Raw genomic sequence first — 23,713 nt, forward strand, 5'->3', positions numbered from 1 at the left:
GAACAACATCGTGTTGTCCTGGTCTTTTCTTTTAAATTTTAAACTTCATGAACATGCGATATTACAGTATTCTACCCTCTTCTAAACATGCCACTTAATTAGCCTAAAATTTCCTCATAATTAATACTTGACTCTTTCATTAGAAAGATAGATAATACCTAAGTATTGATAAGAACTTAGAAAAAATATCCCAAAATAAACGAAAAAACAAATAAATAATGCGAGGAGGTATCGTGATGTTTTTATGCTCACGTCAAATTGACATTAATACAAGATTTGGCTTACCCCGTATCTTTTTTATTGCTGTTGTCACAACTATTATCACATTTTTAATCAGCTATGAAGTATTGATATTTTTATCCAATAAAGAGATCACAGACCGGTACTTTTTCGTGTTTCTAATAGCGGTGTTATTACTTTATCCAATTCATAAACTCATTCATTTAATTGTTTTAGCACCCTACTACAAACACTTTAAAAAGAAACGTCTTACTAAGCGACCATGGATACCTTTATATAACTTATATGTCAGTACGCCAGTGAATAAATATTTATTCTGCTTATGCTTAATTGCACCAGTTATCGTGATTACTGCAGCAAGTATTTATATGGCAACATTAATGCCGCAGTATGGTCATTATTTCATGTTCCTACTGTCACTAAACGCTGGTTTCTCAGTGATGGACTTTATGTATTTAAAATTGATCTTATTCTCAAATGAAGGCAGATACATTGAAGAACATTGCACAGGTTTTAATATCTTAAATAAATATGATATGCCGTTAGACACACATTTTAATTAATGATACAAGCAGCACCTTGAACATGTTATTTTATGTTTAAGGTGCTTTTATTTATCTCATTTTTAATACTTTAGTCTGAAGACAACAGTAATGAATTTGTATCAGATTCATATTATGGTATATTAACATTGTTATATTTTGAAAAAGGAGACTGCGTTATGAAATCATTAAAAAAAGTTATGATTCCAATTACAGCGAGTGCTGTGCTATTAAGTGCATGCGGGAATCATGCCACAGATTCTAAAGAAAACGTCTTAATATCTTCTAAAGCTGGAGATGTTAAAGTAGAAGATGTCATGAAAAAAATCGGTAAAGAACAAATCGCTAATAGTTCTTTTGAAATTTTGTTAGGTAAATTACTAGAGAAAAAATATGCTGACAAAGTTGATGATAAAGAAATTGATAAACAAATCAAAGATGAGCAAAAACAATATGGCGGTAAAGACCAATTTGAAAGTGCTCTAAAACAACAAGGTATGACACTTAAAGACTATAAGGAACAAAAGAAATTGCAAGCTTACCAAAAACAAATGTTAATGGATAAAGTTAAAGTTTCTGATAAAGAGCTTAAAGAAGACACTAAAAAAGCTTCTCATATCTTAATCAAAGTGAAATCTGATGATAAAGATAAAGAAGGTTTAAGTGATAAAGAAGCGAAAGCTAAAGCAGAGAAAATCCAAAAAGAAGTGAAGAAAAATCCTGATAAATTCGGAGAAATCGCTAAAAAAGAATCTATGGATGAAGCAAGTGCTAAAAAAGACGGCAGCTTAGATTATGTTATTAAAGGCCAAATGGTAAAACCATTTGATAAAGCTCTATTCAAATTGAAAGATGGCGAAATCTCAGATGTCGTTAAATCAGATTATGGTTATCATATCATCAAAGCAGATCAACCAACTGATTTCTCATCAGAAAAAGATAAGTTGAAATCACAAATCATCCAAAATAAAGTTCAAAAAAATCCTAAGATTTTAGTAGAGGCTTACAAAGACTTACTAAAAGAATTTAACGTTGATTTCAAAGATAGAGATATTAAAAAAGCAGTCGAAGACTCTATCTTGAACCCTGACAAACTTAAACAACAGTCTCAAGGCGGCGAAGGTATGCAAACGCCTTAATAAGTCTTAAAGCTAAAATAAAGCTGAATTCCACTCGGAATTCAGCTTTTTATTGTTAAGAGATAGATTAATCTAAACTCTCTGGATTATAAAATTGTCTGTTTTCCATTGCAAATAAACGTTCAGTGAACTGCCCTTTTCTTGCTTTCTTGAAAGCTTTCTCAAACATATTCATTCTAGCATCGATATTATCGATGTACGTTAGAATTTCTGCTTCTTTCAGCATCGGTAATTTAGGTGAACCATATTCTAGTTTACCATGATGTGATAAAATCATATGTTTTAGCAACATCACTTCTTCACCTTCAATACCTAACTCTTCTGCAGCTTTTGTCACTTCTTCACTTGCGATAGAGATATGGCCTAATAAGTTACCTTCAACCGTATATGACGTTGCAACCGGTCCGCTTAACTCTTTAACTTTACCGATATCATGTAAAATCACTCCACTATATAACAAACTTTTATTTAACATCGGATAGATATCGCATAAACTTTTAGCTATCTTCAGCATCGTTAAAACATGATAACTTAAACCGCTCGCAAAGTTATGATGAAAGGAACTTGCAGCTGGAAAGACATAAAACGTGTCATGATGTTTTTTCAACATATGCCTAGTTAGACGTTGAAGTTTACTATTCTCAATTTCCAATAAAAAGTAATCAATTTGTTCTTTGATTTGATCTGGGGTTAACGGCGCACCATCAATGAAATCTTTAGCTGATAATCCATCAGCAGGTTCTGCTAATTTAAACTGATTTACTTTCATTTGTTTACGGCCACGATAATTAATCACATCGCCTTTAGCATGAATGATTGTTTCTGGTTTTAGGACTTCCATATCTTGCTTTGTTACTGTCCATACTTTAGCTTCAATTTCACCGCTTTTATCTTGTAAATACAAAGTCATATAGTCTTTGCCTTGCGCAGTAACACCCTGAGCAGCTCGATGGATTAAGAAAAAATGATCTACCGAATCTCCAGGTTGAAGCTTTTCTACATTTCTCATTTTTTGCCTCCTTCTTCTAGTTTTTCTAAAATAACTGTTTGTTTAGCAGGAATATTATTATCTTTTGAACATGTAAAGTATAAAATTTGATATTCTGCTGATAAAGATTTCAAGTAGTCTATCATAGCACCTTTACGATGCTTGTCAAAATGAACGAAGGCATCATCGATAATGATTGGCATTGAATAATAAGGTTTCAAAATTTTGATTAAGCTTAAACGCAAGGCAATGTATAACGCTTCTTTCGTTGATTGACTGATTTCATTTGGCTGATACATTTGACCATTACGATGTTTAACTCTGACATCCTCATTTTCATATGTGACTTGCGTATAATTATCATGCGTCAATTGTTTAAAGATTTCAGTAGCTTCATCAATGACTTGTGGTAAACGCTTATCTTTAATTTGTTTGATATGTGCATCTACTAACGCTTGTAAATAGCTGAGGCTTGCCCAATCTTTCGCATTTTCATTCATTTGATTTCTAAGCATATAGTAACGATGACGTAATTGCGTTAATGTATCATCCGTTTCCATATGTTTGATTTGTGCAGTTAAATCGCTGACTTCTGATTGTAACGTAAGATACTTATCATTATATTCATCAACTTGTGAAGCTAATCTGTTATTTTCTTCTTCTAACTGTACTTTTGTTTTATCACTTAAATCAGATGCTTCATCGTACATCATATTTTGATTTTCTAAATATTTATTAAGATCTTGATATCTACTGTGATTATCTTTGTAAGTCACATAACGATGATGGTAACGATAATACGCTTCCTCATCCCCAACTTTCACAAAATCAAATAAGCTGTTAATAGATTGGTTATGTTCATCTAAACGCTCATTCAACTGTTTCAGTTCATTAGTTAAAAGTTGGATGTCTTCATCATTGCGATTCCATCTTGTTTGATTTTCTTCTGCTTGTTTCAACCAACGATTTGTATCATGGAAGAGTGCAGCTGATTTAAAATCACTGATTTGATTTTTTGTCACTGCTTGCGCATGATCATAGAACGCATCAACTTCTGATTTCAATGCAGAATGTTGTTCTTGTAATTCAGAAACACGTTGTTTTAACGATTGAATACGTTCGATTGTTTTAATACCATCAATCAATAAATCATCTGACATTTTTTCTGAAACATGTAAATCAGCTTTGACTTCCTGAATATTTTGGTCAAAACGTTCATGATTTTGTTGTGCTTCTGCTAACTTATCTTCAGTCAACTCAATTTTAGAATTCAAAATACCGATAGATTTATCTACACTATGATGTTGATTTCTCAAGCGAGCTTGATCATCTAAATCAAAGTCTAAGTCATATTTATCTTCGAGTGCTGCATTCTCTTGTTCTAATTGTGAAATTTCATTAGAGAATGTTTCACTATGACCGATTTCTGATGACTTGAATAAAATCGCACCTACTATAAAGCCTACCGCAGCAACAGCGAAGATAATCGCAAATAAAAGTGCTTGCGTCGCAAATGAGAAGACTGCTAAACCAGCACTGACAATTGCTAATACAATAAAGATAATTCTTGTTGTTTTTTGTTTACGGTTTCGTTCAGCCTGTTCTGAATCAAAAGCTTCTTTCATTTTTTGATAAAGATTTTTCTTTTCATTTAACTCAATGGACTTTTGATTATATTCTTTTTTCTTCTCAAATACTTCATCAGAAACGAGCGCATCTTCAACTTGTTGCTTTTCTTCTTCGTTGTTTGCTTGTTCTATTTGTTGTTCTTCTAAAGTACGTTCTAATTGAGTCATGTATGAGGCTAGATCTTGTTTCTTCGCAATTTGCTTGCTGACGAAGCTTTTCATACTTTCAGAAGTATCTATATTATCGTGATCTTCTTGCCAACCAATATTAGATTTAAGACCTTCGATTTCTCTTGATTTATCTTCAATCTCTTTATTCAGAGCTTGTAGTTGTGTTTCTTTTTGTTTAATGTCATTTTCTTGTTTAGCAATATTATTTAACGCATCGATATCAGATTGTTTTGGGACATCAATTTGTTCATTTTCTTGTTGTAACTGCGTTAATTTTTCTTGGCGTAGGCTGATATCTTTCTTCAACTGATCTCTACGTGCTTTAGATGCTTCATATCGCTCAATCCCTTGTTCTGGGAAGTCTAGCGGTTCGATGTTCAATTCATGCTCTAGTGCTTTCCATTCTTGCGCTTGATCTAATAATGCTAATTCTTTTTGTTTCGCTTCATGCATCTTAGATAATTGCATCAAGTTTTGTTGAAGATGATCTAAACGCCGTTCAGCTTTATCTCTTTCATCAATCAGACTATGATAAGATTCCAATTCGCTTTCATGCGCTCTGATTTGGTTTTGTAAATCGTTTAATTGCTCTAATTGCTGATTAATGACAGGATTCTTCCCTGAACGTTTATATAACGCTGCTTTTTGTGCTTCTAATTGTTCTCTCATGGTTGTAAATTGTGTGGATCCTAAAGCACCTGCTTGCAACAAGTATTCTTGAAGTTGTTTCTCATCCATATTGCGATTGATATTTTGTAAACCTAAAACATCGAAAGAATAAATGCCTTTATATGTATTCTTGTCGATATAATTTAATTTATTTTGCAGCCATTCTTCATCACGGATACCGCCATTTTCAAGATAGACTTTAACATCACCTTGCGCTGCACCTTTCACACGTTCAACTTGGATTTCTTGTCCATCATCTAACTTCAAATAAAGCTTGCCGCCATATTGGTTACCTAATCTCGGTTCAAAGCGCGGTTCGTTTTCTCTTTTAGTCGGAAAGCCGAATAAAATTGAATGAATAAAAGCTTGGATTGTTGATTTACCCGCTTCATTCTCACCATATATTTGTGTTAATGACTTATTAAATTTAATTGTTCTTTCAACGAACTTACCATAACCATAAATATCTAATGCTAAAATCTTCATGATTGCTCACCTCTTAAACCTGACTTAAGCAATGCTTCTGCACGATTAATCAATTCTACCTTATCAAAGTCATCATAGTTATCTAAAAACTTAGTTGCTTTAGGATTTAGGTAAAGATCACTCATCGCATTTGTAAAAATTGCGTCATCAGCTTTCAATTCTTGAGAAAATTCATGCTCAAGTGGTCTTGTGTCATCATCTTTATAAGAAACAATTAAAGATTCAATAAAAACGAAGTTATTTTCATTTTCTTCGTATTCTTTCAACATTGCTTCTACTTGCATTAAATCTTGAGAAGACACAGGCTCATCGCTATCAATCTCTAAATAAACTCTATAGATAGCTTTACCTTGTTTTCTGACTTGATTTTTAAATTTTTGTACCACATCATAAATGCCTTGCTTTGTTGTTTGTTTTGTTTCAATTTTAATTTCATCAAAACGAATAAAATGTGAAGGTACAAATTCAACATTTAATTTAAATTCGTCCCCTTCTACAAGTAGAAAACCTTTATCTCCAATTTCATTGAAATGACGGCCTTGTATATTACCAGGATAGTACGTCGGTGGCATATCATTAATTTGTTGACGTTCATGAATATGGCCGAGTGCCCAGTAATGATAAAGTTTAGAGTTTAAATCTTCTAATCGAAATTCAGTATAACGGTGCTTCGTAGAGGATTTGCTATAGGTACCATGCAGTACACCAATATGCAGGCCTTTCTCTCCTTGGCTAGAAGGATACTCATCTAATTTGTTTTCGTAACTTGCATGATCTTGATAACTGAAACCATGTAATAAAATCTTTTCACCATTCTTTGTAATGGTTTGATACGTCTCAACATTTTTATCAAACACTGAAACATTTTCTGGCCAGTCTGTTACAACACTATCTGATAGCGGATCATGATTTCCATGACACATATACACAAATATCTGCTCTTTCTTTAAGCGTTCAAATTGTTCTTTTAAAAATACTTCAGCTCTTAACGTACGGTTATGGTCATCAAAGACATCACCGGCTATGACGATAAAATCAACTTCTTCTTGTAATGCGAAATTGACAAGTGTCTTAAAACTTTCATACGTACTCTTTTTCACATCTTCATAAATGTTTTCACTTAAATGGCTATGCGTTTTAAACGGGCTATCTAGGTGTAAATCTGCACAATGAATAAATTTCACCATATATAGTAAGCTCCTTTTTCATATAATCCAAATTCTATATAAATTATGTAAATTCAATTGATTTGTAATCAAAGTATCATCTTATTTTACCATAGTCGCCTGCTATGCGTCTAAAGAACACAGATAACAAAAACATGAAAAAACTGCCGGGTGAAGTCACCCGACAGTTAAAATGTCTAATTATTATTGTTCGCCTTCAGCGTAAACTTCATCTAAAGGTTTTACGATGATTTGGTTGATTTCTTGGAAAACTTGGCTCATTTGTTGTTCAGCTTGCATTAATTCAGCAATGTTTTCGTCTTTTTCAATTGCTTGTGCTTGCTCTTGAGCTTTTTGTAAGTCTTCTTCTTCGATTTGTTGTCCTTGCATTTGCATTTGTTGGAATTTCAATTGTGTTTCACGGAACTCATCGAATAACTTTTTAGATTCTTCGTTAGCTTTAACTTTGTCATAAGCATCTTTAATTGCTTGATACTCATTGCTTTCTCTTAAAGCCTCTTCTAATTTTTGTGCTTGTTCTTTTAAATCTACTGCCATTTCAAATTCACTCCTATAAGTTATTGTTTTACTACGTCGTCAATAAACATAACATAAATATATAACAGTGTCGAAACATTTACCCAATTTCTTATTAACTGCCACTAATCACATTCCCAACACGATTCATTTTAAACGAATAATGTAATAATACCTTGGAAACAACCAATAATTCCTCCAAGTAAGAACCCGAGCATCATGATTAATTTTAATTCCTTATTCGCAATTTCAATAATCAATCGTTCAATATAGTCTAAGTCGAATGAATTGATTTGTTCTTCAACAATCGCACTTAAATTGACTTGTTTCATAATTGATGAAATATGCTCCGCTGCTTTATTTACAATTAAATCGGTAATAAAGCTTGCTGCATGTGCTTGAGCATACTGTACTAAGCCAGGTGCTAATTCAGAAATTGGTTGGTTCACCTTATGAGGGATATCGATATACGCCATCATAATTGGAGTCATTTTATCTTTGATATTTGTAAATTGCGCTTGTGATAAGACTTGATTCAAGTGTTTACCTTTTAGTGTTTGGTACTCATTTCTAATCAACTGTGCTGCAATTTGACGTGCTTTCGGATGATTTGTTAGACGAATCAATTCCACTTGAATACGCTCAGCAATGCTTGCTCTTGTCATAAACATCTCAAGCAAGCCGACAATTTTACCTTTCTCCTCAAAGAAAGTATCTAACATATTATAGATATCTTGTTCCCCTTTTTGAGAAGACAAATAGATGCGTGCACGATCACACAGTAATGGTGTTAAACTTTCGACTTTCTCATCTATCTCCGCTTCCAATGCTTTAGGTATTAAAGTGCGCAATTCGGATTGACCATGTTCTTGATAGTATTGTTGCAACTTATCTTCAATCAGTTGCTGTACCTTTTGCTGCGCTGCTGTTTCAAAATCTATATCTAATGATTGCGCAAAGTTTTGCAAAGTTGCACGATCACTGCTTAGTTTATTGATTTGCTGTGAAATAAATCCTTCAATTGCTTGTCTTGCACTCGCTGAACTGATTTTTTCTTTAATCAGTGCTTCAGTAATTAAATGTTCTTCAATAACGCGACCAATTTTATTCGCGATTTCTTCTCTACGTTTAGGTACTAATCCAGGTGTAAATGGAATACGCCACTTTCCGATATGATAAGCTTTTTGCGGATGGAATAACATTTTAATCGCAATGATATTCGTAACACCGCCAATAATTGCGCCAATTACAATCATAAATAATATGACGAAAAATGCGTGCATAATTTTTTATCTCCTTTTCAATCACTCGTAGGTTTAATATTACAATATATCTCTTTACATTCACAATTCAGATGTTTCTAAACGCAAAAAAAGATTGATGGAATAACGCCATCAATCTTTTAAGTAAAGTCATACATGGGATAAAAAGTGTATCAACCTCTATTAGAGATTCTGTTATCACTTATTTATCGTATTGAATTAAGCATGTACTAATTCATCTTTAGAGATTCTTCCGAAATATGTTTCAGCTTCTCTTAATTTAGAAGTACCAAAAATAGGTTGTTTGTTTTGATTTAATACACGGTAGATTTCACTGACTTTATTACTTTGCAGGATAAATCCATTTTTAGAATCTAATGTATTCCAGTAGATATCACTTGTTGTGGCATGTTTAGGATATGCACAGTGGTTTCTAGAAATTGTTTGGACGATTTCAAGGGGGTCACATCCAAAAGTACTATTTAAGACATCAGAGTCTCTGAATAAAGCGCAAATTGAAACACATGTAGTCCAATTTGGTAAAACGCGTTCTTTCTCAATTTGTACGAGTGTTTTCTTTGATAGTCCGATTGTTTGAGCCATCGTATCTTGAGTGTAGCCCGCTTCTATTCTCACCATCTTGAACTTAGTTTGAATTAAATCTGTAAAACTTTGTCTGTCCATTATTACTCTACCTTTCTATTGTGTAATCTTTCCGTACGCAAGAAATTGCAATAATACACAATTCTTGAAACACAAATTACATCTTAATACAAAATGCGAAAAATTAAAAGAGCGAATTTTGCTTTTATGACGTATTTTGATAAAGCCGAAATTGTCTAAATAATCAAACACGTCATAAGTTATATATTTGCCAATTCCTTACATTTTAACGGAATTGGTTACGCTTGATCTGGTGGTTTTATACCCTTATTCTATTATGGCGAAAATTTGCGATATTTCAAGTGATTTTTACATTTTAAGTTAATTTTACCTTAAAGTAGAAATATTCTTTTCACAGTTAAGTCATATTTTCACAAAATAAAAAAAAGACCGAGACGTTGCTAGAACATCTCAATCCCCTGTCATATACTATGAACTGATTGCTTTTCTATCTTCTTGCTTAGAAATCATAAACGCACATGCTGCATCCCCTGTAATATTTACAGCTGTACGTGTCATGTCTAAGAGTCGGTCAATACCAATAATAATACCAATTGCGGCAGGATTTAAATCAACAGCTGTAAGTACCATTGCTAACATAATTAATCCTACACCAGGCACCCCTGCTGTACCAATACTTGCAATGACCGCAATCACAATCACTGTTAAAATTTGTAAGATTGTTAGTTGCGCACCTGAAATTTGTGCGATAAAGACGGTTGCAACCCCCTGCATGATAGCCGTACCATCCATATTGATAGTTGCACCAAGTGGTTGTACAAACGACGCAATAGCTGGTCGTACCCCCATTTTCTTGGTACATTCCATTGAAACTGGCAGTGCCGCATTAGAACTTGAACCGCCGAAACCAATCGTAATCGCTGGAATAAATCCTTTAAAGAATTTGATTGGGCTGTCTTTAGCGATAAATTTGATTGTACCGCCATAAATTAAGAAGAAATGTAGAATTAAAGCAGCTAATACAACAATGAAGTATAAACCTAGTTGTTTGATTGCACCAAGTCCAGCTCCTGTAAATGCATGTGCTACTAAACAGAACGTTCCAATCGGCGCAAACACACGCATAATCATTGAAATAATATACATCAGTATCTCGTTAAATTGTTCAAAAAACTGTCGGACGACTAAAGCTTTATCACCTAATACCATCATCCCGATCCCAATGAAAATCGAAAACGTAATCACTTGCAACATATTACCTTGAGTCATCGATTCAATTGGATTTTTTGGAAACAGATTGATTAAAGTTTGATCAAAAGTTTGATTTGCCGGTGCTTCTGCCCCTTCACTTTGTTTATCTAACGTTTTTTGATATGAAGCTACCTCGGTACTTTTCATTAAGTCTGAATGGCCTGCGCCTGGTTTTACCACTAATGCCAATACAATCGCAATTGTAATCGCAATCGCTGTCGTACATAAGAAAAACACTAGTGTTTTTAAGCCGATACCGCCTAATAATTTCGGATCACCGACACCAACTACCCCTAATACAATCGATACAAATACGACTGGTACTACGAGCATAAAGATTAAGTTTAGAAATATTTGACCTACTGTGTTAAAGAAATATTGGTCTACCCCTTTTACTAAACTTGTGTCTGCATAAATGTCGCAAATGGATCCGATAATAATCCCTGCTACAAGTGCAATGACAATGTTCATTGTTAACTTTTTACTCTTCATATGTCTCATCCCCCTTTGTATAGTTCTATTATAGTCTAATTTTACATAAATAGTAAATATACATTTTATTGTGCTGTTTTTCACAAAATAAAAAAACGTATATGAAAGTTATTAGACTAACCTTTCAAATACGTTTAATGTTGAATTAGATAAGTTTATTTTCCATTGCATAAATAGCAGCTTGTGTACGGTCACTGACTTGTAATTTAGAGAAAATGTGACTGACATGTGTTTTAATCGTTTTTTCAGAGACATATAAAGCTTCAGCGATTTCGCGGTTCGTTTTACCTTTTGCCATTTCTTTTAAGACGTCTTTTTCACGATTAGAGAGTTTATTGACATGATGCGGTTTTTTCGCTACATCTTCCATCACTTTTTGTACTTCAGGGTGTATGATTTTTTCTCCTTGCAAAACTTTATGTATAGATGTAATTAGTTGCTCAGGCTCGACATCTTTCATTTCATATCCGTCTGCCCCTTTATTAATTGCTGAAATCACATGTTCATCATCCGCATAACTGGTTAACACTAATATTTTGATTTCAGGATAATGTGATTTAAGATATTCTGTCACTTCAATACCATTCATCTCAGGCATTACTAAATCAAGCAGTACAATATCAGGATGTTGTCCACTTTGTTCTAATTCAGCTATAAATGCCTTGCCGTTCGCAAAAGAACCTTGTACAGCTAAATCATCAATGGTTGAAATCAAAAATTCCAAACCTTGACGTACAATGTAATGATCATCTATCAAAACGACTTGATTCATGTTTTGTCTCCTTCTCTGTTTGAGTCAATGGTACACTTAAGCGTATTGTTGTCCCTTGTCCCAATTTAGAATTTATCTCCATTTTTCCTTGTATTTGTTTGATACGTTGACGCATATTATAAATACCATGGGAGGTTTGGTCAATCCAGTCAGGATTAAAACCAGCGCCCTTATCTGAGATTACCATATCAAACTTATTTTCATGTTGATGCAAGAGTACATGTGCATGATTCGTTTGTGCATGCTTTTTAATATTATTCATCGCTTCTTGCAATATACGATAACTATGCTCTTCAACACTGCTAGACAAGTCAATAAGGCCTTCTACTTCTATGTCTGGCTGAATGCCAATTAAATGACTGTATTGTTTCAATGCACTCACTAGACCATGTTCTAACCCGATTGGTTTTAACTGCCAAATCAAAGCTCTCATTTCATTTACAGCCTGCTGACTTGTAGTCTCAATTGTTTCGAAAGCTTTTTTCGCTATAGGTTCTTCTGTCATACCATGTGCTGCATGTGCAGTCAGCTTCAATGAAAATAACATCTGATTGACAGAGTCGTGTAAATCACGTGCCAGTCGGTTTCGTTCGTTCAAACGTGCCGCTTCTTTCTCTTTATTCGTTAATTCAATACGCTTAATCGTAGAACCGATTTGAAATGCAACAGATTCTAATAGTTCTAAATCTTCTTCTGAATACTTTACTGTATCAGGAGAAGCTACATTTAATAAACCAAATCGTTCATTACCTGAACGTAGCGGAACTGTCGCATGATGTGTAATGCCTCCAGATTCATCAGCGTATTCTTGATTTGCGGCACTGATTCTTGAACAATGAATAATATTAGAGGCTTTCATCAACTTTTCACTGTGATAAGCTTGTACACACCAACAAGTGCCTTCTCGCATACTTTGGCAATCATGTTTCGTTAAAGAACGTGGTAATTGGTAATCAGCTGCCATTTCATGTTCTCCGGCTTCATTGATGAAGAAAATCCAGCCTGTTGTAAATGCACTGCCTTCAATGAGCAGCTTTAATGCGCCATGCATCATAGTATAAATTTCTGTTTCTTCATTCAGATATTCTGCAATTTCTTTTAATAATGCCAAACGTGTCGGTTTAACCACAGTGTTCACCTCTCTTATCTATAATCTATTTTTATTATACCGATTCAATCTCTATAACGATAGCATTCCACTTGCACACGCAACTATCACAACGCAGAATATGTTATGATATTAAGTAATAATCGAGGAGGAAGTTATGGAATTTAAAGTACCTGAACAATATAACGGCTATACATTAAGAGAAATTTTCCAAGATGTGAAATTACCGAAGAAAGAACTGCATCAATTAAATATGTCAAAAGCCATTACCATTAATCAAGAACCTGCACAGCTTTCAGCAAAAGTGCAACAAGGAGATCAAGTGTTTGTCCCGACTCCAGATGAAACAAGTAATTATTTACCAAGTTATCGTTACGCAGATGTCTATTATGAAGACGCAGACATTGCGATAATCAAAAAGCCTAAAGGGGTAAAAACACATCCTAACGACTTAAAAGAAAGCAATACATTGATGAATCATGTCATATATACACTTGATAGTGATTATGCAGAACCTATTCATCGCCTAGACCAAGAAACAGTCGGTTTACTGATTGTGGCGAAAAATCCATTGATGAAAAAATTACTAGATCGCATGTTAGAGGAAAATCAAATATCACGAATTTATAAAGCAGTAGTTAAAAGCTTACTACCGCTTAAACCGCAAACTATCGATAAACCTATCGGTAAAGACAAGTTCCATCCTAACCGCAGACGTGTTTCACCGACGGGTCAACAAGCCATCACTCATATCTTAGATGCACGTATGTTAAAAGAAAATGAATGTGAATTGGATATTAAATTGGACACAGGGCGTACACATCAAATCCGTGTACATTTAGCCGCAATCGGCCATCCAGTTATTGGAGATTCTTTATATGGTGATTCTAAATTACGTCAATTACGTTTACACAGTCATAAAATTGAATTTGTACATCCGTTAACGAAAGAAAAGATTTCTGTTTCATTGGATGACAAAAAATAATGGAGAAGGCAAATGCCCTCTCCATTTTTGTTTACTTAATTTCAATTTATCTTTTGATAATTGATTATTCTTTTGGTTCAACCATGTTTTCTGGTTTGATCCACTCATCAAATTGTTCTTCTGTTAAATAGCCAGAATCAATAGCTGATTGTTTTAGTGTAATACCTTGTTTGTGTGCGTTTTTCGCAATTTTAGCTGCTTTTTCATAACCGATATGTGGGTTTAAAGCAGTTACTAACATTAATGAACGGTTTAGATACTGATCGATATTTTCTTCGATTGGTTCAATACCTTGCGCACAGTTTTCATCAAATGTACGCATACCGTCTGCGAGTAAATAGATAGATTGTAATGTGTTGTCCATGATTACTGGTTTGAATACGTTTAGTTCAAAGTTACCTTGAGAAGCGGCAATGCCAACTACCGTATCGTTACCCATTACTTGTACAGAAACCATTGTTAACATTTCACATTGTGTTGGGTTAACTTTACCAGGCATGATTGAAGAACCTGGTTCGTTCTCAGGAATGCTGATTTCAGCTAATCCAGCTCTTGGACCAGATGCTAACCAGCGAATATCATTTGCGATTTTCATTAAATCAGCTGCTAAAGCTTTTAATGAACCATGCAATTGAACCACTTCATCATGTGCTGTTAATGCATGGAATTTATTTTCAGAAGATACAAATGGATAGCCTGTATTTTCTTTAATATTCGCAGCAACCATATCACCGAATTTAGGGTGTGCGTTAATACCTGTACCTACTGCAGTACCGCCGATTGCTAAACTTAATAAATGCGCTTTAGATTCACCTAATAATTGGTCGCATTTATCAAGCATATAACGCCAACCACTGATTTCTTGACCTAAGCGAATTGGTGTCGCATCTTGTAAATGTGTACGACCAATTTTGATAATGTCATGGAAATCTTTTTCTTTTTTCGCAAATGTATCACGTAATTGTTTTAATGCTGGTTCTAAGTTAGCTTCAATTTCATGATATAACGCAACATGCATTGCAGTTGGGAAAGTATCATTAGAACTTTGTGATTTATTCACGTCATCATTTGGATGTACTGTTTCTTCACTGCCATGTTTTTTCAAGTAATCGTTAGCTACATAGCTGACTACTTCGTTGACGTTCATATTACTTTGCGTTCCGCTTCCTGTTTGCCATACAACGAGTGGGAAGTGTTCATCGAGTTCCCCTTTAATTACACGATCGCACGCAAAGACAATTGCGTCTTTTTTCGCTTCACTTAATTTACCTAATTCAAAGTTAGCTAATGCTGCTGCACGTTTTAATTGTGCAAAGCCGTATACCACTTCAATCGGCATACGCTCTTTACCTACTGGGAAATTACGTTTACTTCTTTCAGTTTGTGCACCCCAGAACTTATCACCAGGTACTTCAATTTCTCCGAATGTATCATGTTCAATTCTTACTGACATTTGACTTGTCTCCCCTTTATGATTGGTATTTATCATAAGTATAGCATTAAATGTTTTTAAATTAAATCTCTATATAGTTAACGCTTTCATGTCTGACTATGACTTAAAAACGTATTAAAAAAAAGAGCCTAGTGAGCTAGACTCCTTATATATACATATTATTTAGTTTCAACACTTTTAAAGTGAAGTTTAACAGCTTTAATAACCGCAACAGCAGTTAAAATATATAAAATAATACTGATTACTAATAAAATAGGACTGATGTTAATCAATGTTCCTAAAAAGCCCGTTAAACTGTTATAAAAATCACCTAAAGGCTTAAATAAAATAAATGTAATCGCAATACAACAAATCACACTGATAATGACACCTTTTTGGTTACTCTTGATAAACATTTGCGGATCTCGTTGACTTACTAATCCTTCAGATAAATTCATTTGTAGTTTGACTACACGAAAGAGTACTGGTAAATATAGTGCGCCTAACGCAATTGGAAAACCTTTGATAGATAACAATCCAAAAATTACAGTAGCTAACATTAAGAGTTTCCAATGTTTATGTAGATTTTGCATGGAAATGTTCCTTTCTGAAATTACTCATTCAACAAAATAATAAAGGAAATACACTCTGAATACAAATTAAAATCCGAGTTATGTTTCAATTCATCAACATAACTCGGATTTATTGATAATGCATTATTCAGCTTAAGCGAAGCGTTCAGTGAAGTACTGACGTACATCCTCTGGTAAACCAGCTGCTGCTGCTTCATCTAAAATAACATTTACCATACGGTGTGCTTTTAAATCAGATGGTACATAGCTTGAGTTGCCGTTTTCGTTATATAATTTGTTCACTAAGTCAGCTTTTTCAGCACCAGTGACAACTAAAATAACTTCACGAGCAGGCATTACACCTGATTTTACCGCAACATCTAGATTGCCTTTATCATTAATAGTTAAAACTTGTAATGTGAATTTAGCTTTATTTTCTTTAGACTTAATGTTTTCTTCGATAAAATCAACGACACCATCGTTATATGATAATTCATAAACTTGTGAATCTGGTACACCAAGTGTTTGGTAGTATGATTTGTTGTCATCATAATCTAAAATGTTGATTTGACTGAAATCAACTGGGTGACGCAACACGTTTTGTTTTAAGTCTTCTAAAACAGGCGCGTTGTCATCTGCTAGATGCACACCCATGATTGTTGTCGGATTATTATTAAATGTCTTTCTGATAATATCTGCAGAATAGCGTGCAGCTTTATCTGCAGTTGGAAAAACCTTAAAGTTCATTGCCATAATGTACACTCCTCTAATTGTTCTCAGTTCGTATATCACTTCGATTGCTACATTATTTACCCTGTTCTTAAAAGAAGTAAACGCAATAGATACACGTAATAGTTAATTCTATTATACCTGTTTCATTAATTGATTTCACTCAAACCCAAATATCCATTAATGTAAATGTGGATAATTCTGTTGTCTCAATGCTTCATAGACTAAGATTGCGGCTGTATTAGATAGGTTTAATGAACGAATATGATCGTTCATCGGAATTCTTAATGCTGTTTCAGCATATTTTTCTTTTACCCAATCTGGTAACCCTGTCGTTTCACGCCCAAATACAAAATAATGATCTTCATCAGAATTTGAATAATCAAAATCAGTAAAGGTCGTTTGACCGAATTTAGTGATGAGATAATAATGTCCATCAGTTTTCTCAAAAAACTCTTCAATACTTTCATAATAAGTAATATTCACATGCACCCAGTAATCTAGGCCGGCACGTTTCAGCATTTTATCATCTGTACTGAACCCTAGGGGTTTAATTAGATGTAAATGTGCATCTGTACCTGCACATGTTCTAGCTATGTTCCCTGTATTTGCAGGAATTTGGGGTTGATATAATACGACATGGTTTGTCATGTTACTTAATTCCTCTTTTCTAATCCTTTTAACATTTCTTCTTGTACTTCATCTAATTCATCGGCGAGATGTGCTTCGATAAAATCACGTTCATCCTCACCTGCAATTTGGCCAATTACCCAGTAAGCAGTTGCCCGAATCATCGGTCTTGGATCATTTAACGCTACTTCTTTTAGTTCTGGCAATGCAGCTGTTTCATTAAAGTGTGCTAATGCGATAATCGCATTACGTTGAATTGGTTTCTTACCTCTCCAAGCACCTGCTAAATGTCCATACGTATTCTTAAATTCTTTATTACTCATTTGTAGTAAAGGAATTAAACGTGGTTTTAATATTTCAGGTTCTAAAACGATATCATCGTGTTCTTTGTTAATCCCCCTATTTTTAGGACACACTTGCTGACACGTATCGCAACCATATAGACGATTGCCGATTTTATAGCGATATTCATCTGGTAAATAACCTTTTGTTTGAGTCAGGAATGAAATACATTTCTGACTGTTTAATTGTCCGTTCCCAACTAATGCACCAGTTGGACAACGGTCAACACAAATCGTACAATCTCCACAACTGTCGAGCAATGGGTCGTCTGGCTCAAATGGAATACTGACTAACATTTCACCTAAATAGGTCCATGTCCCTAAGTCAGGATTGATAACAAAGCCATTTCTTCCTGTAAAACCTAATCCGGCACGTTCAGCCACAGCACGATCTGATAATACACCTGTATCTACCATAGATAACATTTCTACATCAGGTACGCGTGACTTGATATACTCACCTAATTTATCCAAGCGTTTTCGCATGATTGTATGATAATCCTGTCCCCATGAAGCACGCGCAAACATCCCTCTACGATCGCCTCGAACACTTTTCGGTGCACCCTTCAATTTGTTTGGGTAACCTACTGCGATAGCAATAATGGATCTTGCAGTCGGCATAGACAACTTAGGATTCACTCTTAATTCAATATCTGATTCCTCAAAACCAGATGCATATCCTTTGGCATGATAGTCCACTAACTTTTGTTTAAGCTCATCAAATGGATCAGCAGTTGTAAAACCGATACTGTCTATCCCGATTTGATGGGCATATTCAATAATATCTTTTTTTAATTGTTTATTATCCACCATAATGCCTCCATATCCATGGTCCATTTTGTATTTTAACACACAATACATAGATACAAGTTAAATTTTCTTCAAAAATTAAAGCTGATACCTTTCTGTAGATATCAGCTTGTTGATAATTATTAATGAATTTTTGTGCCGACGGGTTGTCCATCAAAATACTGTCTCATCATATTCTCTTCATAACCTGGCGCAATCACGATTTCTTTAACGCCTGCACTAAGTGCTTTCGATGCGTCTTTCAACTTTGGAATCATATCATCACTAATCATCTTAGAGTTGATTAATTTGTCTAATTCAGAAAGTTGAATATCAAAAATAACCTCACCTTGATTTTGTACACCTGGTATATCACTTAAAATGATTAAAGGTGATTGTAATGTTGCGGCAATTTTATAAGCAAGTGTTTCTGCATTAATACTATAAAATTGATTATGATAGCGACCGATAGAAGCAACGACTGGAATATAATTCGTGCAAAGTTGTTTAAAAACTTCTCGATTGATATTTTCTGGTTCGGCTACGAAACCTAGTTCTTTAGAAATAGGACGACAATCAAATATTGGAAAATATGCCCCGTTAATGCCAATGAAATCTTGTGCAACTTCATTTGCTTCTTCCACTACGTCAACATTGACTTTGCATAATAAAGTATTGGCTATAATATTTAAGGTTGGAAGATTGATTTTCCTAATGCCATTGATATATTCCGCTTCAATACCATTTTCTATTAATGCTTCATTTACCTTCGGACCGCCATCATGCACAATAATTGGATACAGTCCGTTACTTCTAAGATCAGCAATTTGTTTAAATGTCGTAGATGCTAATTGATTGATAATACTACCACTGATTTTTATAACAATGAATTTCATGAATCAATCACTTTTATCCCTTTCTCTAGTTGAATGACATATACCTATACTTATCTTTTAAACTGGTTTAAAAAGTTAACGCCATAATCTATTTTGATTTTTGTTAATCAGTAAACATAATATCTTTATAATAGAGGTATAGAAATGTGTCTTTTACTGGATGATATGTTTTATAAAGTGATGCATATATTTAAGCATCACAGCAAGAAGATGATGAAATAACTAATTTAGTTTAAAAGGGTCATTGCTCTAAACAATAACGTTATATTCATCATCATGGCTGCTTGCTGTTCGTTATAATACACGTTTTAAAAATTGTTGCGTTCTTTCATTTTGCGGATTACCGAAAATTTGTGAAGGCGTACCTGCTTCAGCTACAATGCCATCTGCCATAAATACCACTTTGTCACTGACATCACGCGCAAACTGCATTTCGTGTGTTACCACAACCATGGTCATGCCTTCTTTCGCAAGGTCTTTCATAACTTGAAGCACATCTCCAACTACTTCTGGATCAAGTGCAGAAGTCGGTTCATCAAAGAGTAATACATCTGGATGCATTGCCAACGCTCTAGCAATCGCAACCCTTTGTTTCTGACCTCCTGATAATTGTGCTGGATAACTATTTCCTTTATCTGATAAACCTACTTTATCTAAAAGTTCTTGTGCTTCTTGTTTTAAACTTGTTGAATCTGTATGTTTTAGTAACTTCGGTGCTAACATGATATTCTCTAAGACGGTTTTATGCGGAAATAAATTGAAGTTTTGAAAAACCATGCCCATTTTTTGGCGTAATTCATTTACTTTCACATCTTTACCTAAAATATTAGTACCTTCAAAGTTAATTTCTCCGCCATCTGGTTGCTCTAAAAGATTAATACATCTTAATAAAGTACTTTTACCTCCACCAGATGGTCCTATAATCGCCACTACTTCTCCTGCGTTAATTTCTAGTTCAATGTCTTTTAAAACTTCATTACTGCCGAAGTTTTTCTTTAAATGTTTAATATTAATCACTGACTTTCATTCTCCCTTCAAAGAAGTTCATGACTCTTGATAATACAAAGGTCAATACAAAGTAAAGAATTGCTGCTACAAGTAATGGCGTAAATGGATCAAAAGATGCACCTTGGACAACTTGGGCATTAAACATAATCTCACTGACACCGATAACTGACACAATAGATGATTCTTTAATAACTGTCACAAACTCATTACCTAATGCTGGTAAAATATTTTTAATTGCTTGAGGTAAAATAATTGTTTTCATTGTTTGGCCATAGCTTAAACCTAAACTTCTGGCTGCTTCTGTTTGGCCTTTATCAACAGCGTTAATACCCGCTCTAATTATTTCTGCAATATATGCAGCACAGTTGATAACCATCGCAATCATACCGCAAATTAGCGCTGAGATATCCCAACCCAATACAGCAGTTGTACCGAAGAACACTAAGAATACTTGTACAAGTAATGGTGTACCTCTGATAAATTCAATGTATACAGAAGCTAACCATTTTAAAGGTTTTATTGAACTTAATTTCATTAAAGCGAAGAATGCGCCAAATAAAGCACCAAATACTACACCGACTATAGAAATTAAAATTGTATTTTTAATACCTGTTAAAAAGAATGAACCGTACTTAGTAAAGAAGTTTCCTTCTTCTTCCATAGATTGTGCTGCGATATCTTTATATTTCGGAATCAAGTTTTGATCTTTTACATCTTTAACTGATTTGTTTACTTGCGCTAGTAATACCGGCGCATTTTTAGGTATCGCAATTGAATTATCTTTATCAGGTTCATGGAATTTAACTTTCGCAAATCCTAATTCAGGATTTTGTTGTAAGTAAGCCTCTGCTACAGGTCTTTCAATAATTGCACCATCTACTTTGCCGCTTTTTAAAGACATGATTGCTTCTGGTAGACGTGTTAATGAGTGAACATCAGCATTTTCGATTTCTGTTTTTGCTAACTGCTCTTGAGTCGTTTGTTTTTGTGCTGCGATTCTTTTATTGTCAAAATCACGTAATGATTTATATTTATCGATCTCAGTTTTTTTAACAATGATGGATTGTCCAGACTTCATATAAAAATCTGAGAAGTCTACTTCTTTTTTACGTTCTGGTGTTGGTGTCATTCCAGAAATAATCATATCGATTTTTCCTGTTTTCAAAGCACCTAGTAAACTATCAAATGACATGTTTTCAATTTTTAGCTTTAGATGATTGTCTTTAGCAATTTTCTTAGCTAATTCAACGTCAATGCCGACATATTCTCGTTTTCCATTTTTCGAAGATTCGAATTCATATGGCGCATAGTCAGCAGATAGTCCTACTCTTAATTCCCCTCTTTGTTTAATCTTTTCCCATACGGGGTCTTGTGCCTCAGCATTTGCCTTTAAATTAAATAGCGGTAAAATGATGCCGAGTAAAAATACCGTACATATGAATACTTTAATTATGTTTAATGCTTTATGTTGTATCATAGCGATGTCCTCCTTAACTTATGGAATTATTATACATATAGTTGTATCAATATGCAATAGGTATTTTTAAATTTTCTGAAAACTTGAGTTACTCATATAAAAAACTGCATAAAAATAGCCTTGTTCGGATTTGAACAAGGCCAAAGATTTATTGTTTAGGTATATCAAATTTATAAATTTCATTGTTATAACCTGGTAAAATTCTCTTACATACTTGATGGATAATAAAACCAGAAACAAATGGGATGATAAAGTAACCAAATGCTAATAATACAATATTTGTAAATGAATCGCCTTCCATTCGGTTAAACGCATTGATCGGGCCTACAAGTCCTGTATAGCCAAATCCTGCTGACATTGGTGTTCCTTGGATGCCGATAAAGTATGCTACAAGACCAGCAACTAAACCATTTAAAGCTAATGGTACTGCGATAATCAAATGTTTGAAATATACAGGAATCATCATTTTAGCTGCACCAATGATCAATACGATATTGACACCTGCTTTATTGACTGGCAACGAGCCCCAAATGAATGTTACACATGCTGCAACGATACCTAAGTTTGCTGCACCACTGCCTAAGCCTGATAACGAAATGGCAGTCGCAATCGCTACCAATGAAATTGGCGTAACCATTAACAAAGCATAAGTCATTGCGATTAAGATACTCATCAATAATGGATTTAATTCCGTAAATGAATGAATCATTGCACCTAATGCTTTAGTGATATGAGATACAAATGGTAAAATCATTAAACCGATAAAACCAGAAACGACAGGAATCACTACAGGTAAAATGATCATTTCAAGTGAACCTAATTTACCACTTAAAAGCAATACAAGCACACATGCAATCATCACAACGATAATGATATTGATAATATCCCCAATACCTTTTAAAGCTAAGCCTTTCGAAGTGAATTGTACTGCACCAGAACCTATCATTGCAGAAGTACCTATCATGACAGCAGACGGACCGCTGAATTTAAATTGATGTGCCGCTAAGACACCTATAATAAACGCCATAAAAGATTGTATTGCTATAACGATTTGAAAAATTAATTCTAAATAATGATTTCCATTCATGAAAAACTTAAGGATTTCACCTAGTAATGCGTTCGGTAACAAAGCAACTACAACGCCTGCTCCTACCGCATTCAATATGTTACTAAAAAATACTTTTGTGTTTAACTCTGATTTAGCCATAAGATGTAAATTTATCCTCCGTTCTTTAACTATTGCTTTTATTCTATAATAATTCTATCAAAGCAACAATACGAAAAACGGAACAAAGGTAACATAAAGTTACATATGCATATCAAATCATATATTTAATAAGTATAGTTAATGCGCTTTCTATATAAGTTTTTAAATTTTTGTATCAGATAATTAAAACAACTTCACTTCTAGAATGGAATAAACAAGGTAATTCTTGAATATCTTAAAAGTCCAGACTATACATCAACAGATATTACTTTACGTCAATATAGTCATTGCTTTAAGGAAAAGTTTGAAACAGTCAATGTAAAGCCTTTAAATATAACCAGTTATTTATAATCAATAACTATGATCAAAATATCTATTAACAATACTATAAGTGTCCATAACGTGACCAAAATTATATATTTAAACGTTACTTAGTATATAAAAAAGGCTCTATACTATTTAGGACTGGTGATAATCACTAGTCCTATTTTTGATACAAAAAAAGCGCAATTATCTCTATAATTAGAAGTATCCTACAACCAATAATTAAGGAGATAATGCGCCTATGTCTA

The 23,713-nt window shown here is 34.0% G+C and carries 21 protein-coding genes; 3 read left to right on the top strand and 18 right to left on the bottom strand.

Annotation, left to right across the window (positions count from 1 at the left end):
* The first annotated feature begins 236 nt into the window (after nt 1-236).
* Nucleotides 237-803, top strand: coding sequence for a DUF3267 domain-containing protein (locus tag KRR19_RS11010; RefSeq protein ID WP_002481282.1), 567 nt, complete (start codon nt 237-239; stop codon nt 801-803).
* A 158-nt stretch (nt 804-961) separates the two neighbouring features.
* Complete coding sequence (prsA, locus tag KRR19_RS11015; protein ID WP_156666684.1) at nt 962-1,921, top strand: peptidylprolyl isomerase PrsA; 960 nt, start codon at nt 962-964, stop codon at nt 1,919-1,921.
* Nucleotides 1,922-1,988: 67 nt separating this feature from the next.
* Here prsA and yhaM read toward each other — a convergent pair whose 3' ends face one another.
* The 9 genes from yhaM to KRR19_RS11060 all read right to left on the bottom strand — a co-directional run bounded on the left by yhaM (nt 1,989) and on the right by KRR19_RS11060 (nt 13,096).
* Complete coding sequence (yhaM, locus tag KRR19_RS11020; protein WP_023016255.1) at nt 1,989-2,930, bottom strand: 3'-5' exoribonuclease YhaM; 942 nt, start codon at nt 2,928-2,930, stop codon at nt 1,989-1,991.
* Nucleotides 2,927-5,863, bottom strand: a complete 2,937-nt coding sequence (locus KRR19_RS11025; RefSeq protein WP_156666685.1) for an AAA family ATPase — start codon at nt 5,861-5,863, stop codon at nt 2,927-2,929. The genes yhaM and KRR19_RS11025 overlap by 4 nt, the downstream gene beginning before the upstream one ends.
* Nucleotides 5,860-7,050 (bottom strand): metallophosphoesterase family protein, encoded by a 1,191-nt coding sequence (locus KRR19_RS11030; RefSeq protein ID WP_216733628.1) that lies wholly within the window; start codon nt 7,048-7,050, stop codon nt 5,860-5,862. The genes KRR19_RS11025 and KRR19_RS11030 overlap by 4 nt, the downstream gene beginning before the upstream one ends.
* Before the next feature lie 183 nt (nt 7,051-7,233).
* Nucleotides 7,234-7,587 carry a YlbF/YmcA family competence regulator gene (locus KRR19_RS11035; protein ID WP_002481287.1) on the bottom strand — a complete coding sequence of 118 codons (354 nt, stop codon included), beginning with the start codon at nt 7,585-7,587 and terminating at the stop codon, nt 7,234-7,236.
* Between the two features lie 131 nt (nt 7,588-7,718).
* Entirely contained in the window at nt 7,719-8,849 is a 1,131-nt protein-coding gene (locus KRR19_RS11040; protein WP_216733629.1) for a DUF445 domain-containing protein, read from the bottom strand.
* 198 nt (nt 8,850-9,047) lie between these two features.
* On the bottom strand, nt 9,048-9,512 hold the full coding sequence (xdrA, locus tag KRR19_RS11045; protein WP_002481289.1) for an XRE family transcriptional regulator XdrA: 465 nt from the start codon (nt 9,510-9,512) through the stop codon (nt 9,048-9,050).
* A 408-nt stretch (nt 9,513-9,920) separates the two neighbouring features.
* Nucleotides 9,921-11,195, bottom strand: coding sequence for a dicarboxylate/amino acid:cation symporter (locus KRR19_RS11050; protein WP_002481290.1), 1,275 nt, complete (start codon nt 11,193-11,195; stop codon nt 9,921-9,923).
* Nucleotides 11,196-11,340: 145 nt separating this feature from the next.
* On the bottom strand, nt 11,341-11,967 hold the full coding sequence (locus KRR19_RS11055) for a response regulator (RefSeq protein WP_023016258.1): 627 nt from the start codon (nt 11,965-11,967) through the stop codon (nt 11,341-11,343).
* Complete coding sequence (locus tag KRR19_RS11060) at nt 11,942-13,096, bottom strand: GAF domain-containing sensor histidine kinase (RefSeq protein ID WP_216733630.1); 1,155 nt, start codon at nt 13,094-13,096, stop codon at nt 11,942-11,944. The genes KRR19_RS11055 and KRR19_RS11060 overlap by 26 nt, the downstream gene beginning before the upstream one ends.
* 136 nt (nt 13,097-13,232) lie before the next feature.
* Here KRR19_RS11060 and KRR19_RS11065 point away from each other — a divergent pair, with 136 nt between their 5' ends.
* Complete coding sequence (locus KRR19_RS11065; RefSeq protein ID WP_216733631.1) at nt 13,233-14,060, top strand: RluA family pseudouridine synthase; 828 nt, start codon at nt 13,233-13,235, stop codon at nt 14,058-14,060.
* 64 nt (nt 14,061-14,124) lie between these two features.
* Here KRR19_RS11065 and fumC read toward each other — a convergent pair whose 3' ends face one another.
* The 9 genes from fumC to KRR19_RS11110 form a co-directional block, all read right to left on the bottom strand.
* Complete coding sequence (gene fumC / locus KRR19_RS11070) at nt 14,125-15,513, bottom strand: class II fumarate hydratase (protein WP_023016261.1); 1,389 nt, start codon at nt 15,511-15,513, stop codon at nt 14,125-14,127.
* Between the two features lie 158 nt (nt 15,514-15,671).
* Nucleotides 15,672-16,085, bottom strand: coding sequence for a hypothetical protein (locus KRR19_RS11075; protein ID WP_002481295.1), 414 nt, complete (start codon nt 16,083-16,085; stop codon nt 15,672-15,674).
* 132 nt (nt 16,086-16,217) lie between these two features.
* Nucleotides 16,218-16,817, bottom strand: a complete 600-nt coding sequence (locus KRR19_RS11080; protein WP_002481296.1) for a 6-phosphogluconolactonase — start codon at nt 16,815-16,817, stop codon at nt 16,218-16,220.
* A 156-nt stretch (nt 16,818-16,973) separates the two neighbouring features.
* Nucleotides 16,974-17,444, bottom strand: coding sequence for a tRNA (uridine(34)/cytosine(34)/5-carboxymethylaminomethyluridine(34)-2'-O)-methyltransferase TrmL (gene trmL / locus KRR19_RS11085; protein ID WP_002481297.1), 471 nt, complete (start codon nt 17,442-17,444; stop codon nt 16,974-16,976).
* 5 nt (nt 17,445-17,449) lie between these two features.
* Nucleotides 17,450-18,574: a tRNA epoxyqueuosine(34) reductase QueG gene (gene queG / locus KRR19_RS11090; RefSeq protein ID WP_216733632.1), complete on the bottom strand. Its 1,125-nt coding sequence runs from the start codon at nt 18,572-18,574 to the stop codon at nt 17,450-17,452.
* A gap of 122 nt (nt 18,575-18,696) precedes the next feature.
* Nucleotides 18,697-19,449 carry an acetylglutamate kinase gene (gene argB, locus KRR19_RS11095; protein ID WP_156666842.1) on the bottom strand — a complete coding sequence of 251 codons (753 nt, stop codon included), beginning with the start codon at nt 19,447-19,449 and terminating at the stop codon, nt 18,697-18,699.
* Between the two features lie 294 nt (nt 19,450-19,743).
* Nucleotides 19,744-20,466 carry an amino acid ABC transporter ATP-binding protein gene (locus tag KRR19_RS11100; protein ID WP_156666843.1) on the bottom strand — a complete coding sequence of 241 codons (723 nt, stop codon included), beginning with the start codon at nt 20,464-20,466 and terminating at the stop codon, nt 19,744-19,746.
* Nucleotides 20,459-21,934 carry an ABC transporter substrate-binding protein/permease gene (locus KRR19_RS11105; protein WP_023016265.1) on the bottom strand — a complete coding sequence of 492 codons (1,476 nt, stop codon included), beginning with the start codon at nt 21,932-21,934 and terminating at the stop codon, nt 20,459-20,461. The genes KRR19_RS11100 and KRR19_RS11105 overlap by 8 nt, the downstream gene beginning before the upstream one ends.
* A gap of 148 nt (nt 21,935-22,082) precedes the next feature.
* Complete coding sequence (locus KRR19_RS11110) at nt 22,083-23,141, bottom strand: PTS sugar transporter subunit IIC (protein ID WP_002481302.1); 1,059 nt, start codon at nt 23,139-23,141, stop codon at nt 22,083-22,085.
* Between the last annotated feature and the right edge of the window lie 572 nt (nt 23,142-23,713).

This window comes from Staphylococcus sp. CWZ226, from assembly GCF_018986355.1.
In the GTDB taxonomy this organism is placed as follows: Bacteria; Bacillota; Bacilli; order Staphylococcales; family Staphylococcaceae; genus Staphylococcus; species Staphylococcus simulans.